The sequence below is a fragment of the Phytohabitans flavus genome, assembly GCF_011764545.1.
In the GTDB taxonomy this organism is placed as follows: Bacteria; Actinomycetota; Actinomycetes; order Mycobacteriales; family Micromonosporaceae; genus Phytohabitans; species Phytohabitans flavus.
The window spans coordinates 9,072,393-9,086,373 of the sequence record NZ_AP022870.1 but is presented as its reverse complement, the minus strand read 5'-3'; the positions used below and the strand labels follow the sequence as shown (position 1 = coordinate 9,086,373).

Below are 13,981 nucleotides of genomic sequence, written 5' to 3'. Positions count from 1 at the left end.
CCGACCCGAGGTCGGGTGTTCCACGCGCGGCTCGGGTCAGACCTCGATGACCTGGCGGCCGTTGTACGTGCCGCAGACAGAGCACGCCGCGTGCGGGAGCTTCGGCGAGCGGCACTGGGGGCACGCCACCGTCGCCACCACCGTGGCCTTCCACTGCGCCCGGCGCGACCGGGTGTTGCTGCGCGACATCTTCCGCTTGGGAACGGCCACGGTTCCTACTCCCTACTTGCCATTCAATTTGTTACTCGGCTTCAATTGCGACAGGGCTGCCCACCGCGGGTCGACCTGCTCGTGGCTGTGGCCAGCGGGCAGCTCGTCCCAGGGCACCCCGCACTCGGGGCACAGCCCTGGACAGTCTTCTCGGCACAGCGGGTTGGCGGGCAGTGCGAGCACCACCGCGTCCCGCAGCGCCGGCTCCAGGTCGACCAGGTCACCCTGAAGCCGGCCGACCTCGTCTTCGTCGGTCGTCTCGACCGTGGCGCTGTGCTCATAGGCATACAGCTCCTGGATCGTGACGACCACCGAGTCACTGACCGGGCGCAGGCACCGGCTGCACTCGCCCGCCACTGAGGCGGACGCGGTGCCGGAGACCAGCACGCCCTCGGAGACCGACTCCATCCTCAGGTCGAGGGTGAGATCGGCGCCTTCGGGCACCCCGATCAGCTCCAGTCCGAGGTCCGCCGGTGCCGGCACGACCCGACTGACCGTACGCATCGCACCAGGCCGGCGCGGCAGCTCCCTCGTGTCGAGGACCAGCGGCGACCTGGGATCGAGGTGGGTCGGCGAGTGATTGGGCATCATGAGACTCCGGCCTGGTAGGAGGCCGACGGTCTACGGTACCCGACGACCGCTCCCAGTATCAAAAGGGCAGTGGTCGCTCGGTTTCCTCGCCGGTGAAGGTGCCGATCTCGCGGAGGGCGTGCATCTTGTCCCGGCCCCGCTCGATCGAGGCGAGCGCGCGGGTGAGGAACTGCTCGAAGTTGGCCAGCGCGGTGTCGACATAGTCGTCGACCTCCTCGCGCAGCCGCTGGGCCTCGGCGCGGGCCTCGCCGACGATCCGGGCGCCCTCGTGCTCGGAGGAGACGGTGATCTCGTTCACCGAGACGAGACGGGCGTGCTCGGCCTCACCCTCGCTGATGATCCGGTCAGCCTCGCGGCGGCCGGCGTCAATGATCTTGTCGCGCTCGTCCAGCAGTGCTGTGGCCCGCCGCAGCTCGCTGGGGAGCTCGGCGCGGAGCTGGTCGAGGGCGTTGATCATCTCGCCGCGGTCGACCATGCAGTTGGTGCGCGACATGGGGACCGATCGGGCGGCTTCTACGATGGCGATGATCTCGTCGATGCGGTCGAGCGGGTCCACTGGCGCCTCACTCCTGTCGTTCCACAGACGACCCCCACATGATGAGGGTGTACACCCCATGATGCGGCCCTGGGACGAAAGGTACGCCCACTGCTTGTCCGCCGGGCGCGTCGCCCCCATGGCGGTGACCGCCGAGAAGAGGAGCGCGGCGACGAGGACGGCGGGCGCTAACGGCAGCGCCCGCGGTCAGGTCGCCAGGCGCTCGGCCAGGCGGGCCGCCACCATGTCCGGCACGTGGGCCGACACGTCGCCACCCCACTTCGCGACCTCCTTGACGAGGCTCGACGAGAGGAACGAGTAGAGCGGGTTGGTCGGCATGAAGAGTGTCTCCACGCCGGCGAGCCCGATGTTCATCTGCGCCATCTGGAGCTCGTAGTCGAAGTCGCTCACCGCGCGCAGGCCCTTGACCACCACGGCGGCGTCGTTCGCTCGGCAGAAGTCGACAAGCAGCCCCCGGAACGCCAGGACCCGCACGTTGTCGTACCCCTTGGTGACCTCGCGCAGCATCTCGATGCGCTCGTCCTCGGTGAAGAGGCCGGTCTTCGCCTGATTGATCAACACGCCGATGATGACCTCGTCGAAGAGCCGGCTGGCCCGGCCGACGATGTCCAGGTGCCCATTGGTGACCGGGTCGAAGGAGCCGGGACACACCGCACGTCTCACGATCGGCGACCGTACCAAAGCGTCGTCTCCCCATATCGTCGGCTGTGCTCGCCGGTGATTCCTTTCACCCAGGTCAACGTCCCGGAGCGGGTGGCGCGCTCGATAACGACCACGGCGTCCGCGGCCAGCCAGCCGCCGTCGACGAGCGCGACCTGCACGGCGGTGACCTCCTCCTCGGGTACCGCATACGGCGGGTCGGCGAAGATCACGTCGTAACCGCCGTCCTGCGGCCCGGCGGCCAGCACACCGCTCACCTTCGCGGTGGCGAGCTGGGCGGCGCCGCCGACGCCGAGCGCCGCGATGTTCTGCCGGACGACGCGGGCGACCCGGGGGTCGGACTCCACCAGCAGCACGTGCGAGGCGCCCCGGGAGAGCGCCTCGAGGCCGACCGCGCCCGAGCCCGCATACAGATCCGCGAACCGCGTCCCGTCCAGCTCGACCATCGACTCCAGCGCACTGAAGAGCGCCTCCCGGACCCGGTCGGACGTGGGTCGGGTGCGGTCACCGGCCGGCGCCACGATCCGGCGGCCGCCGAGCGCGCCGGCCACGATGCGGGTCATGGGAGTGACGCTACGCTACCCGGCACCCGAGTCACACCAGTCACTCCACTACACACAGGCACTATCCTGTCTCACTGCGGCAATCGAAGATCACAAGTTCACAACGGGATGCTTAGTTCGGCATCAATTCCTCTGCGCCACTTCAGGAACCGCTAAGGTCGGGCGCTGTGCCGGCAGCGTCTATGCCGGCACGACGACCTGGGGAGGCGTCGGAAGGGCCGCGGCTGGATTCTCGCCGCGGCCGGCTGTGCCATGCCTTTAGTCCCGGGCCGCGCCCTGAGAAGCCCCCATCGTTCAGGAGTACGCGTGAACCGTAGCAAGCTGCGGCGACCGATCGCCGTGATCGGAGCGGCCGTTGCCGGCCTCGCCGCGAGCATCGCCCTGTCTTCTCCCGCCAGCGCCCACCACACGGCGATCGAGGCGGAGTTCGCCTGCCCCAGCGGCGAGTGGATCGTCACCTGGAAGGTGCGCAGCGAGGACACGCCGCCGAAGGCGACGCACTTCAAGCTGATCCAGGCCGACGCCACCCCGGCCGCGGTCGAGGGCATCGCGGTGACCGCCGAGGACGCCGACCCGGCGTACCCGTACGCGGTGGGCGACGTGGTGGTCGGCGAGCAGAAGCTGCCCGCGGACGCCACCTCGGCCTCGCTCACCGTCCGCGCCGCGTGGAACAACGGGTACAAGCAGTGGAAGCCCACCACGAAGACCGTGGAGCTCGAGGGCGAGTGCGGCCCGTCTGTGCCGCCCACGACCGCTCCGCCGGTCACCGAGCCGCCCGCGACTCAGCCCCCGACGACCGAGCCGCCGGCAACGACGCCCCCCGCTACGACGCCCACCCCGACGCCGTCGGCCTCGGTCCCGGGTGAGCCAGAGGGCGAGATCGTCGCGACCTGCGACGAGTTCATCTTCACGGTCATCAATCCGGAGAACGGCGAGACGGTGACCATCACGTTCACGCCGAGCACGGGCGAGCCGCAGACGCTCGTCGTGGAGCCAGGCGAGACCAAGTCGGCGAAGTTCCCGGCCTCCGAGGGCCTGACCGTCACCCCGTCCGCTGAGGGCGAGGAGTTCGACCCGGTCGCCTGGGAGCAGCCCGAGGAGTGCGCGCCCGGTGGCGGCGGCGGTTCGCTGCCCAAGACGGGCGTCGCGGTCGGCGGCATCGCCGGTGGCGCCCTGGTGCTGCTGGCCGCTGGCGTGGCCCTCTTCTACATCGCTCGCCGGCGACGGATGACCTTCAGCGCCTGATCTCAGTACCGCGTTCCACCCCTCCGCGGCCCGCGACGACACCCCCGGTCGTCGCGGGCCGCCCCGTTTGCGGGGGCGGTCGCTCCGGGGATCAGCCCTTTTCCAGGTACTCCGCGCGCTCCTCGTCCACCAGCGCCGCCACCGAGGCGGCCAGTGCGGGGTGGCGCTCCAGCTCCGGGTCGTCCCCCACGAGGGAGATCGCCTCGATCCGGGCTTCGTTGATGAGCTTGGTGTCGTGCAGCAGCGACAGCAGCCGCAGGTGTGAGCGGCGGCCGGACTGGGTCGCGCCCAGCACGTCGCCCTCGCGCCGCTGCTCCAGGTCGATCTCCGCGAGCCGGAAGCCGTCGGTGGTGGAGGCGACGGCGTCAAGGCGCTCGCGGGCGGGGGTGCCCTCGGGTGCCTCGGTCACGAGCAGGCACAGGCCGGGCGCGGAGCCACGGCCGACCCGGCCGCGGAGCTGGTGCAGCTGGGAGACGCCGAACCGCTCGGCGTCGAGGACCACCATGACCGTCGCGTTGGGTACGTTGACGCCGACCTCGACCACCGTCGTCGCCACCAGCACGTCGATCTGGCCGCCGGCGAACGCCCGCATCACAATGTCCTTCTCGTCAGCGGGCAGCTTGCCGTGCAGCACACCGATCCGCAGCCCGTGCAGCGGGCCCTCGGACAGCAGCGGCGCCACGTCGAGCACCGCGACAGGTGGCCGCCGCCCGTCATCGTCCGTCTCTACTGGAGCGTCCTCATCGGACGAGCCGGACGAGGCGTCGCCGATGCGCGGGCACACCACGTACGCCTGGTGGCCGGCCGCCACCTCCTCGCGGATCCGCTTCCAGGCGCGCTCCAGAAACGCCGGCTTCTCCGCGGCCGGCACCACGTGCGACGCGATCGGCGAGCGGCCCCGCGGCAGCTGGGACAGTGTGGACACTTCCAGATCTCCGTACACCGTCATGGCCACCGTGCGCGGGATCGGCGTCGCGGTCATCACCAGCACGTGCGGCGGCTGCTCGCCCTTGGTGCGCAAGGCGTCGCGCTGCTCCACGCCGAACCGGTGCTGCTCGTCGACCACGGCCAGGCCGAGGTCGGCGAAGTCGACGCCCTCGTACAGCAGCGCGTGCGTACCCACCACGATCCCCGCCTGGCCGCTCGCGATCTCCTCCAGCGCCCGCCGCCGTACCGCCGCGCCCTGCGAGCCGGTGACGAGCGTGACCCGGGTGGCGCGCTCGGCCGAGTCGAGCTCGCCGGACCGGCCGAGCGGGCCGAGCAGCTCCGCGATGCCGCGGTAGTGCTGGGCGGCGAGCACCTCGGTGGGCGCCAGCATCGCGGCCTGGCCGCCGGCGTCGACAACCTGGAGCATCGCGCGCAGGGCGACGAGCGTCTTGCCCGACCCCACCTCGCCCTGTAGCAGCCGGTGCATCGGATGGGCGGTGGAGAGGTCGCGGGCGATCTCCTCGCCGACGGTGTGCTGCCCGTCGGTCAGCTCGTACGGCAGCTCGGCGTCGAACGCGGCGAGCAGCCCATCCTCCTGCCGCGGTCTGGGCCGCGCCGGCCAGGAGGCGGCCCGGTGCTTGCGCTGTACGAGTGTGAGCTGCACGGCGAATGCCTCGTCCCACTTGAGCCGCCGCCGCGCCTTGTAGAGCTCCTCCCTGGACGACGGCCGGTGGATCTCCCGGAGCGCCGTGGCGATGCCGACGAGGTTTCCCTGCGCGCGCACGCCGCCGGGCAGTGGATCCTCCGGCGGGGTCACGACCTCCAGCAGGACGCCCACGGACTGCGCGATCGTCCACGTTGGAACCTTGGCGGCCGCGGGGTACACCGGGATCAGCGCGCCGGCGAACTCCTCGATCTCCTCGGACGCCTCACCCTCGTCGGACAGGAGCACGTACTGCGCGCTGTTGAGCTGTCGCTTGCCCCGAAACTCGGTCACCTTCCCGGCGAACAGTCCCCACCGCCCCGGGCGCAGCTCCTTCTCCCGCCACACCTGGCGGCGCCCGAAGTACGTCAGCATCAGCTGGCCGCCCGCCCCGTCGCCGACCGTCACCTCGAGCATCTCGTCGGCGCCACCCCGGATGCGGCGGCGGTTCGTGACCCGTACCTGGGCCATCACGGTGACGTCCTCGCCGACCTCCAGCGAGCGGATGTCGGTGTGGTCGCCGCGCTCGTCGTACCGCCGGGGGAAGTGGTAGAGCAGGTCGCCCGCCGTGTGCAGGTCGAGGTGGGCGGCGAGGGCCTTGGCCGTATTCGCACCGAGCACCTTGGTCAGTGGCGTGTCGAGGTCGGTCATTCAATTCCTACAAGGAGCGGGTAGGTGGGCTGGCCGCCGTCGTAGACCTGCACCTCCACGAACGGCCACTGCCGCCCGAGGTGGTCGCTCAGATCGTCGCCGAGGCCGGCTGGCGCGTCGGCGCCGAGCAGCAGCGTGGCCAGCTCGCCGCCCCCGCCCAGCATGCGGTCGAGCAGGTCACGGCAGGTCTGGGCGAGGTCGGTACCGATGATGTGCACCTCGTCCTCGACAAGCGCGAGCACGTCGCCGGGGCGGCAGCGGCCGGCCACGGTGAGCGCCTCGCGGCTGGCGTAGCAGACCTCCGCGTACCGGCAGGCGCCCGCCGCCTCGGCCATCGCGATCACGTCGTCTTCGAAGCCCCGGCCGGCGTTTCGGACGGCGAGGGCGGCCAGCGCCTGTACCGGCGAGCGGGTGGGCACCACGCTCACCCGCACGCCCCGCGCCTGCGCCTCCCGCGCGGCCGCACCGGCCACCGCCTGGGTGTCGGGGTCATCCGGCAGCACCACCACGCGCCCGGCCCGGGTGGCGAACACGGCGTCGAGGATCTCGGCCGTCGAGGGGTTGGCCCCGACGACCCGCGCCCCCTCACCGCCGAAGAGCTCGACAAGCCCCGGCCCGGCCGCGACCACGACCGCACCCCGCCCGTCGGGGTCGATGGGTGGCCCGGTCTGGTCCTCGAACCGGGTCACCGTGATCCGGTACGGCCGCCCCGCCTCCACCCCGGCCTCGATGGCGGCGCCGACGTCGTTGACGTGGACGTGGACATTCCACATTGGCTCCTCGCCGACCACGACGAGCGAGTCGCCCAGGCCGGCCAGGCTCGCCCGCAACCGATCCACGGCGGCCGAGTCGGCGTCGAGGAGGTACTGCACCTCATACCCGTACTCAGAAGATCCTGTCTCGCGCGCGGCGGTGACCGGGCGGCGGACGGCGACCGGCGCGGACGTCACCTCCTCGCCGGTGACCACCGCGAGCAGCGCGTCGAGCAGCACGCAGAGGCCCCGCCCACCGGCGTCGACGACGCCGGCGCGGGCCAGCGCGGGCAGCTGCTCGGGGGTGCGGTCCAGCGCGCGAGCGGCAGCTCCGGCCGCCGAACGTGCCACCGCGTCGAGATCGTCGGACCCGGTCGCCGTGGCCCCCTCCGCGGCGGCCGAGGCCACGGTCAGGATCGTCCCCTCGACCGGCTTGGCCACCGCCGCCCGTGCCGTCAGAGCGGCCTCGACAAGCGCCCCGGCGAGGGCCCGCCCGCGAATCTTGGTCTCGCCGTCGAGCGCGTCGGCCATCCCGCGCAACAGCTGCGAGACGATCACACCCGAGTTGCCCCGCGCGCCGAGCAGCGCACCGCGCGACATGAGCCGCAGCACAGCGGCGCTGACCTCACCGCCGCCCGCCGCGTCATTGGCGATGGCCTGCTGCGCCGACGCGAAGGTGAGCACAAGGTTGGTGCCTGTGTCGCCGTCGGGCACCGGGTAGACGTTGAGCTGGTCGATCTCGTGCTGGTGCCGGCGCAACGACTCGAGCCCAGCGGCGCACCACCGGCGTACCGCCTCCGCGTCGAACGTCTCCAGCACGCGATGAGCCTACTGTCGCCGACCGACACCCGCCGCGAACTCTCGGGCCTATCTGGTGGGTCTTTGCGGGCTGCGGCGGGCACAGACGTAGCCGCCGGATCGGATCGATCCGGCGGCTACGGAAGAGCCTTGGTAAGGGCCGCGCCTCAGGCGCGGACGACCTTGCCCGCCTTGATGCAGGAGGTGCAGACCTGCATCTTGCGGGTGGTGCCGCCGCCTGCCGGCGTGCGCACGGTCTGGATGTTGGGGTCCCAGCGCCGCTTGGTCTTCTTCTTGGACCACGGCACGTTGTGGCCGAAGCCCGGCCCCTTGCCGCAGACGTCGCACACGCTAGCCACGGAACACTCCTGGGATTGTCGATCACGATGTCGCCAGCGGATGCTATCCGGGCAACCTGACCAGGGTAGCCGATCCCCCGCGTGACGAGCCAATCGGGCCCTGCGGGGTCCGGCTCAGCGGTCGCCGACCGCGTCGACCACCTTCTGGGTCCACGTGGCCTGGTAACCCACGCCCGGGTCCAGCTTCGGGGCCTCCGGCGGTGCGGAGATCGTCACGCCGGAGCCCGCCGCCACCGAACGGCGGCCCACCGCGACCCCCGTCGCGAGGTCGAATAGGATCTCGTCGCCGTTGCCCCGCTCGGTGTGCCGTACGGCCACCAGCTGCCGGCCGTCGATGCTGACATCGCTGAACGTGATGCCCCGCAGGCCGGCGAACGACCGGAGCAGCGCCGCCCGCAGCTCGGGCCCCAGCAGCAGGTCCGTGTTCAGGTAGAACTCCTGCATCGTGCTCCACACCGCGTGGTCGGTGGACCAGGCGCCACCCTCGCCGACGAAGTCGCGCAGCTCGGCGAGGAGCTGCTCGGGATCGGTGGGCAACCCGGCGACCCACTCCGGTGTCGGCTGCCTGAAGCTGGGGCCGTCCTGCTCGAACATCGCCCGCGTGCGGTCCGGATCGACGCCCATCTCGTCGCTCCCGTCGGTGATGGACTCGGCGATCATGCCCTGCGGGTCGAACCACATCTCCCGTATCTGCGGCTCGAGCGTGCCCTCCCCAAGGTCGCCTCCTGGGGCGTCGCCTCGGTGCCGCTGCCGTCGGACTTGGCACCACCGCCGGCGTTCGCCCGGAAGGACGCGGCCCACCCGTCGTGCCGCACGAAGATGTACTGCCCGGGCCGCACCTTGGCGGCGGCCGGACTGCTCGCGGCGGCCTCGGCCAGCTTCTGCAGGACGGCGACCGTCTCGGGCGACGCGGGCGTCAGGTTGGGCTCCGAGGTCTTCTCCTCGGACGGCGTTTCTCCGGACGGCGCCCCGAAGCCCATCGGCCCGGCTCCGGGACGGAACAGCAGGGCGCCGCCCACCACCAGGCCCGCGACAAGGGTCGCCGCCATCGCTGGGACGAGGATCCGGGAGGGGGTACGGGTCCGCGCCGGGCGGCCCGCGGCGGTGATCCGGTACCAGGTGCGACTGACCGACTCGTCGGTCGGCTCGGGTAGGCCGGGCGGGAGGTCCCGCACGGCGAGGATGTCTGAATCGTCGCGGTTCATCGCGCGTCTCCTTCGGCGAGGGCGGCCCGTACCTTGGTGCGGGCGCGGTGCAGTGCCGACTGGACCGATCCGAGGGGTATCTGCAGGGCCGCGGCGATCTCGGCGTACTCCAACTCGGCCACCGCGTAGAGCATCAGCACATCGCGCTGCCGCCTTGGCAGTTTCGCGAGTACGGCGGAGAGCCGTTCCACCGCCCGCTCGGCGTCCACCCGCTCGGTGGCGCGCTGTGCTGGTCCCTCCGCCACCCGCGATCCCCGTCGACGTGGGCGAGTGCCCGGAGCGCGCGGATCTCGGTACGGCGGTGGCGACGCAGCAGGTTGGTGGCGATGCCGTACAGCCACGGCAACACCTCGCCCCGGCTGGCGTCGTAGCGGTCGCGCTGCTCGTACGCGACGAGGAAGGTCTCGGCCACCACGTCCTCGGCGACCTGTTCACCCACTCGTCGTGTGCAGTAGCGCAGCAGGTCCCTGGCGTACCGGTCGAACACCCCCGCGAGATCAGCTGGATCGATCGCCACGGGGGACGTCGGCGTCGTCATGCCCGTACTTGCCACGCCGCGCACCCCGTGTTCCCCAAAGGCGCCTAAAAATGTTGCCAGCCGGTCGGGCCCCGGAACGGCCTGCCGTCCACGGTCACACCTGACCCCTCGCGCACCACGCCCACCACCCGCCAGCGCGGCGGCAGCGCCAACCCTGGCGGAAACGTGGCCACCAGCGCGTGATCCTCACCACCGGCCAGCACCCACGTGTAGGGGTCGACGCCCAGCGCGTGTGCCGCATCACGCATCTGCCGCGGCACCTCGAACGCGTCCCGCCGCAGGTCGACCGCGACACCGCTGCCCTTGGCCACGTGTCCGATGTCGGCCAGCAGTCCGTCCGACACGTCGATCATGGCGGTGGCGCCGAGCCCGGCCGCCTCCGGGCCGGCGGAGTAGGGCACCTCCGGACGCCGGTACGCGTCCACGAGCACCTTGGGCGTGCGGAAGCCGCGGGACAGCACGGTGTAGCCCGCTGCCGCGTACCCGAGCCGCCCGCACATGGCGACCACGTCTCCCGGCCGTGCCCCCGTACGCACGACGGGCGCCAGCCCTCCGAGGTCGCCGAGCGCGGTCACCGCGATGGTGAGCGTGGGGCTGCCGGACATGTCGCCGCCCACGACCGCGGCCCCCACGAGCGCGGCCTCCGCGCCGAGCCCGTCGGACAGCTCCTCGGCCCAGCGGGCGTCGAGGTTGGTCGGGACGCAGAGCCCGACCAGCAGCGCGGTCGGGGTGGCGCCCATCGCGGCGATGTCGGCGAGGTTGGCGGCGGCGGCGCGGTGCCCCACGTCCTGCGCCGTACACCAGTCGCGCCGGAAGTGCCGCCCCTCCACCAGCACGTCGGTGGATGCGACGACCCGCCCGTCGGCCGCCCTGACCACCGCCGCGTCGTCGCCGGGGCCGAGCAGGGTGCTCTGGCCAGCCGGTAGGCGCGCGGTGATCCGGGCGATCAGTCCGAACTCACCGGCTTTCGCCACACTCACCGTGCCCCCTAGTTCGCTCGCCTGTACACCATCGGACGATCCCACTTCCGCTCCGTACGGTAGTTTCACGGTCGGGCCGCTGGCTGCGGCTTCACGGTCGAGCCGCTGGCTGCGGCGGAGAGGGGGCAGATCGTGGTCCAGGCGTACATCCTCATCCAGACCGAGGTCGGAAGGGCGCGTGACGTGGCCGCGGCGATCAAGGATGTCTCCGGGTTGTGCGGGTCGACGCCGTCACGGGTCCGTACGACGTGGTGGTGCTCACCGAAGCCCACACCGTCGACGAGCTCGGCAAGATGATCGTCAGCAAGGTGCAGATGGTGCCCGGCATCACACGCACGCTCACCTGCTCGGTGGTGCGCTTATAAATGGACCGCACCACCCGCCAGGCGGCGCTGTGGGCGACGGTTGTCGCGGTGCCGCTGACGCTAATCGTCGCGCTGCTCGTCCTCCTCACCATCCGACCCGGCGACAGCGCCCCTGCCGCCGAGCCGAGCCCCACCGCGCCCCGACCGCAGTCCACCACGCCGGTCGCGATGCCCGCGCCGGAGCTTTCCACACGGGCGGCGACGGTCTGCCGCGCGCTGCTGTCCCGGCTGCCCGCCTCGATCCGCGACCTGCACCAGCGGCCGGTCACCGAGGGCCCTGAGCAGAACGCCGCCTACGGCGACCCGGCGATCACCGTCTCCTGCGGGGTGACGATGCCGGCCATCCCGCCCACCGACCTCGTGTACCCGCTCAGCCGCGTCTGCTGGCACTCCGCCGACCGACAGGGCGCCACGGAGTGGACCACAGTGGACCGCGAGGTGCCGGTGCGGGTCACGGTGCCCAAGCAGTACGACCAGCCCGGCCAGTGGACGATCGCCTTCTCCGACCCGGTGATCGCCGCGGTCCCGTCACTCAAGCAAATCCCAACCGGCTGCGGCCCCTGACCGCTGGGCACCCTTTGGGGAGACTTGTGGTCGCTATGGCAGCAACAGATTTCCCCAAAGCACTACCGCCCCTGTCTTCGCGCTCGCCGGGGTTTGGCCTGTGGACCGCGAAGGGTGAGGCCGCGGGAGCGACGGTCTGGACCACCGCGGACATCGCGGCAGCTCGACTTCCTTGATTTTGGATATTTATCCGCGACCAAGACGCCGAGGCCACCCCAGCTCTCTAGTGGAGGCCGGTGCCGCGGTTGAGGGCGGTGCGGATGAGGCGGCTCACAAGCTTCGGGTACTCCAGGCCGGTCTCGGCCCACATGCGCGGGAACATCGAGGTCGGCGTGAAGCCCGGCATCGTGTTGATCTCGTTGAGGTAGATGTCGAACTCGGGCGTGACAAAGAAGTCGACCCGCCCCAGGCCGGCGCAGTCGAGCGCGGTGAAGGTGCGGCACGCGTAGTCCTGGACCTGGCGCGTCACCTCCGGGGGCAGGCCGGCCGGGATGTCGTACTCGCAGGAGTCGTCGAGGTACTTCGCCTCGAAGTCGTAGAACTCGTGGCCCGAGACGACCCGTACCTCGGCGAGGAGCGATGCCTCGGGCGCGCCGCCGGTCTCCGCCTCGAGCACGCCGCACTCGATCTCGCGGCCCACGATCGCCGCCTCGACAAGCACCTTGGGGTCGATCTGGCGAGCCTCGGTCACGGCCGCCTCCAGCTCTGACCAGCTGTTGACCTTGGAGATGCCGTACGACGAGCCGGCGCGGGAGGGCTTGACGAAGACCGGGAGCCCCAGCCGCTCCTTGTCCGCCTCGGAGAGCGAGTCGCCGGCGCGGAGCACCACGTACGGCCCGACCGGGATGCCCTCGGCGGCCGCGAGCTTCTTGGTGAACTCCTTGTCCATGGCGGCGGCGGAGGCGAAGACGTTCGCCCCGACGTACGGAATGCCGGCCATCTCCAGCATGCCCTGGATCGTGCCGTCCTCCCCATACGCCCCGTGTAGTACCGGAAACACGACATCGACGCCAGCAAGTGCCTGGGGGCCGGCAGTCGCATCGAGCACCATGAGACCATTGGCCGTAGGATCGGCGGGTAGCACGACCGCTCGTCCGGTCTCCGGCGTGATCTCCGGGAGCCGGCGGTCGGCGATGGCCAGCTGTGCGGGGTCACCGGCAGTGAGCACCCACTGACCGGCTCGGGTGATCCCAACAGGGATGACCTCGAACTCGCCGGGGTCCAGGGCGGCCATAATGCTGCCCGCGCTCACGCACGAGATGGCGTGCTCAGTGCTGCGTCCGCCGAAGATAAGGGCTACGCGGGTCTTACCTGGGCTGCTCACGCGGGTGACCCTACTCTGAGTGGGCGGCTTTCGCGCTCAAGGAGCGAGGAGTCCATGAGACCGACACTCCACGTAATCGAATGGCACGGACCAGGGCGGCTGGCGACGATGTCGCACCCCCGCGGTGGCGACTGGCTGGAGGACGAAATGTCCGCTCTGGTGCACGCCGACGTCGACGTGCTGGTCTCCGCACTGACCTCGGAAGAGTCCGACCGTCTCGCCCTCACCCAGGAGCGGGAGGCGGCCAAGGCCGCTGGCATCATCTTCATCCCCTTCCCGATCCCCGACCGGGGCGTGCCCGAGCCCGGTCCCGCGGCTATCGACCTCGCCATCCGGCTGGCGGCGCACGTGCGCGCCGGGCGCTTCGTGGTTACCCACTGCTTCGCTGGAATCGGGCGGGCGACGCTACTCGCCGCTGCGACGCTCGTCACGCTGGGCGCCCGGCCGGCCCACGCCCTCTATCTGATCGCGAACGCTCGCGGTGTACAGGTGCCCGACACCGCCGCCCAGCGGGAGTGGCTGTTCGACTTCGCGGCGGCGCACGCGTGCTACCGGGAGCACGCCTGGCCTGGCCGGCTGGTGGCGCCTCGCCCGAGGATGCCCGGCATCGAAAGCGCCACCGTCAGCCGGGCGGGTCACCAGTAGCGGCGTCCCTTCCGCTTCGGGCGGTAGTGACCGTGGTATCCGTAGTGCCCGTGTCCACCCTTTGGGCGATAATGCCCGTGATAGCCGTAGTGGCCGGATCCCGCGCCGTAGCCGTGCCCGTAGCCGTGCCCCTGGCCATGGCCGTGGCCGCCCCGGCGGTGCAGCTCCTGCTCCAGGTAGCGGGCAGCGGTGGAGTGGCCGCGGCGGTGGAGGATGCGGCCGAGCTTGGCCGCGAGCATAGAAAAGAACATGCCTTTCAGGTGGCGCCTCATGTGCCAAGGGTAGGGAGTCCGCGCTAGGCCGACCTGTGGGTGAGCTGTGAGTTTGCTGCGGACCAGCCAACCT

The 13,981-nt window shown here is 71.2% G+C and carries 18 protein-coding genes and 1 pseudogene; 4 read left to right on the top strand and 15 right to left on the bottom strand.

All coding sequences use genetic code 11. From position 1 onward, the window contains the following. Nucleotides 1–36: 36 nt before the first annotated feature. The 5 genes from rpmF to rsmD all read right to left on the bottom strand — a co-directional run bounded on the left by rpmF (nucleotide 37) and on the right by rsmD (nucleotide 2,580). Nucleotides 37–210, bottom strand: a complete 174-nt coding sequence (rpmF, locus tag Pflav_RS40425) for a 50S ribosomal protein L32 (RefSeq protein WP_173041796.1) — start codon at nucleotides 208–210, stop codon at nucleotides 37–39. Nucleotides 211–222: 12 nt separating this feature from the next. Beyond that, nucleotides 223–798 carry a YceD family protein gene (locus Pflav_RS40420; RefSeq protein ID WP_173041795.1) on the bottom strand — a complete coding sequence of 192 codons (576 nt, stop codon included), beginning with the start codon at nucleotides 796–798 and terminating at the stop codon, nucleotides 223–225. Between the two features lie 61 nt (nucleotides 799–859). Further along, the gene (locus Pflav_RS40415; protein WP_173041794.1) at nucleotides 860–1,357 is read right to left on the bottom strand and encodes a hypothetical protein; all 498 of its coding nucleotides are present in this window, start codon (nucleotides 1,355–1,357) and stop codon (nucleotides 860–862) included. Between the two features lie 186 nt (nucleotides 1,358–1,543). Beyond that, on the bottom strand, nucleotides 1,544–2,020 hold the full coding sequence (gene coaD, locus Pflav_RS40410) for a pantetheine-phosphate adenylyltransferase (protein ID WP_173041793.1): 477 nt from the start codon (nucleotides 2,018–2,020) through the stop codon (nucleotides 1,544–1,546). After that, the gene (gene rsmD, locus Pflav_RS40405; protein WP_173041792.1) at nucleotides 2,017–2,580 is read right to left on the bottom strand and encodes a 16S rRNA (guanine(966)-N(2))-methyltransferase RsmD; all 564 of its coding nucleotides are present in this window, start codon (nucleotides 2,578–2,580) and stop codon (nucleotides 2,017–2,019) included. The genes coaD and rsmD overlap by 4 nt, the downstream gene beginning before the upstream one ends. Before the next feature lie 306 nt (nucleotides 2,581–2,886). Between rsmD and Pflav_RS40400 the strand changes: the two genes are divergently transcribed. Then, on the top strand, nucleotides 2,887–3,825 hold the full coding sequence (locus Pflav_RS40400) for an LPXTG cell wall anchor domain-containing protein (RefSeq protein WP_173041791.1): 939 nt from the start codon (nucleotides 2,887–2,889) through the stop codon (nucleotides 3,823–3,825). A 91-nt stretch (nucleotides 3,826–3,916) separates the two neighbouring features. Here the strand turns inward: Pflav_RS40400 and recG are convergent, their stop codons facing one another. From recG to Pflav_RS40360, 8 genes are all read right to left on the bottom strand, one after another. After that, a complete protein-coding gene (recG, locus tag Pflav_RS40395) occupies nucleotides 3,917–6,106 on the bottom strand; it encodes an ATP-dependent DNA helicase RecG (protein WP_173041790.1) in 2,190 nt (729 codons plus the stop codon). Then, nucleotides 6,103–7,677, bottom strand: a complete 1,575-nt coding sequence (locus Pflav_RS40390) for a DAK2 domain-containing protein (protein WP_173041789.1) — start codon at nucleotides 7,675–7,677, stop codon at nucleotides 6,103–6,105. The genes recG and Pflav_RS40390 overlap by 4 nt, the downstream gene beginning before the upstream one ends. A 146-nt stretch (nucleotides 7,678–7,823) precedes the next feature. Further along, nucleotides 7,824–8,015, bottom strand: coding sequence for a 50S ribosomal protein L28 (gene rpmB / locus Pflav_RS40385; RefSeq protein WP_173041788.1), 192 nt, complete (start codon nucleotides 8,013–8,015; stop codon nucleotides 7,824–7,826). A gap of 114 nt (nucleotides 8,016–8,129) precedes the next feature. Next, nucleotides 8,130–8,696: a hypothetical protein gene (locus tag Pflav_RS40380; protein ID WP_173041787.1), complete on the bottom strand. Its 567-nt coding sequence runs from the start codon at nucleotides 8,694–8,696 to the stop codon at nucleotides 8,130–8,132. After that, nucleotides 8,672–9,220, bottom strand: coding sequence for a hypothetical protein (locus Pflav_RS40375; protein WP_173041786.1), 549 nt, complete (start codon nucleotides 9,218–9,220; stop codon nucleotides 8,672–8,674). Before Pflav_RS40375 ends, Pflav_RS40380 begins: the two co-directional genes overlap by 25 nt. Further along, a complete protein-coding gene (locus tag Pflav_RS40370) occupies nucleotides 9,217–9,411 on the bottom strand; it encodes an RNA polymerase sigma factor (protein ID WP_173041785.1) in 195 nt (64 codons plus the stop codon). Before Pflav_RS40370 ends, Pflav_RS40375 begins: the two co-directional genes overlap by 4 nt. Further along, nucleotides 9,354–9,773 carry an RNA polymerase sigma factor gene (locus tag Pflav_RS40365; RefSeq protein ID WP_173041784.1) on the bottom strand — a complete coding sequence of 140 codons (420 nt, stop codon included), beginning with the start codon at nucleotides 9,771–9,773 and terminating at the stop codon, nucleotides 9,354–9,356. Before Pflav_RS40365 ends, Pflav_RS40370 begins: the two co-directional genes overlap by 58 nt. Nucleotides 9,774–9,802: 29 nt before the next feature. Further along, a complete protein-coding gene (locus Pflav_RS40360; RefSeq protein WP_173041783.1) occupies nucleotides 9,803–10,738 on the bottom strand; it encodes a thiamine-phosphate kinase in 936 nt (311 codons plus the stop codon). 132 nt (nucleotides 10,739–10,870) lie between these two features. On the opposite strand from Pflav_RS40360, the pseudogene Pflav_RS40355 reads away from it, so the two are divergent. Together Pflav_RS40355 and Pflav_RS40350 are read left to right on the top strand one after the other, a co-directional pair. Beyond that, nucleotides 10,871–11,103, top strand: a pseudogene (locus tag Pflav_RS40355) (Lrp/AsnC ligand binding domain-containing protein). Further along, entirely contained in the window at nucleotides 11,104–11,667 is a 564-nt protein-coding gene (locus Pflav_RS40350; protein ID WP_173041782.1) for a DUF3515 domain-containing protein, read from the top strand. Nucleotides 11,668–11,890: 223 nt separating this feature from the next. Here Pflav_RS40350 and Pflav_RS40345 read toward each other — a convergent pair whose 3' ends face one another. After that, entirely contained in the window at nucleotides 11,891–12,991 is a 1,101-nt protein-coding gene (locus tag Pflav_RS40345) for a D-alanine--D-alanine ligase family protein (RefSeq protein WP_173041781.1), read from the bottom strand. 54 nt (nucleotides 12,992–13,045) lie between these two features. Between Pflav_RS40345 and Pflav_RS40340 the strand changes: the two genes are divergently transcribed. Then, on the top strand, nucleotides 13,046–13,636 hold the full coding sequence (locus tag Pflav_RS40340; RefSeq protein ID WP_173041780.1) for a protein-tyrosine phosphatase family protein: 591 nt from the start codon (nucleotides 13,046–13,048) through the stop codon (nucleotides 13,634–13,636). Here Pflav_RS40340 and Pflav_RS40335 read toward each other — a convergent pair. Beyond that, nucleotides 13,627–13,887 (bottom strand): hypothetical protein, encoded by a 261-nt coding sequence (locus tag Pflav_RS40335; RefSeq protein WP_173041779.1) that lies wholly within the window; start codon nucleotides 13,885–13,887, stop codon nucleotides 13,627–13,629. The two genes, Pflav_RS40340 and Pflav_RS40335, sit on opposite strands and share 10 nt — an antisense overlap. Nucleotides 13,888–13,981 lie beyond the last annotated feature (94 nt).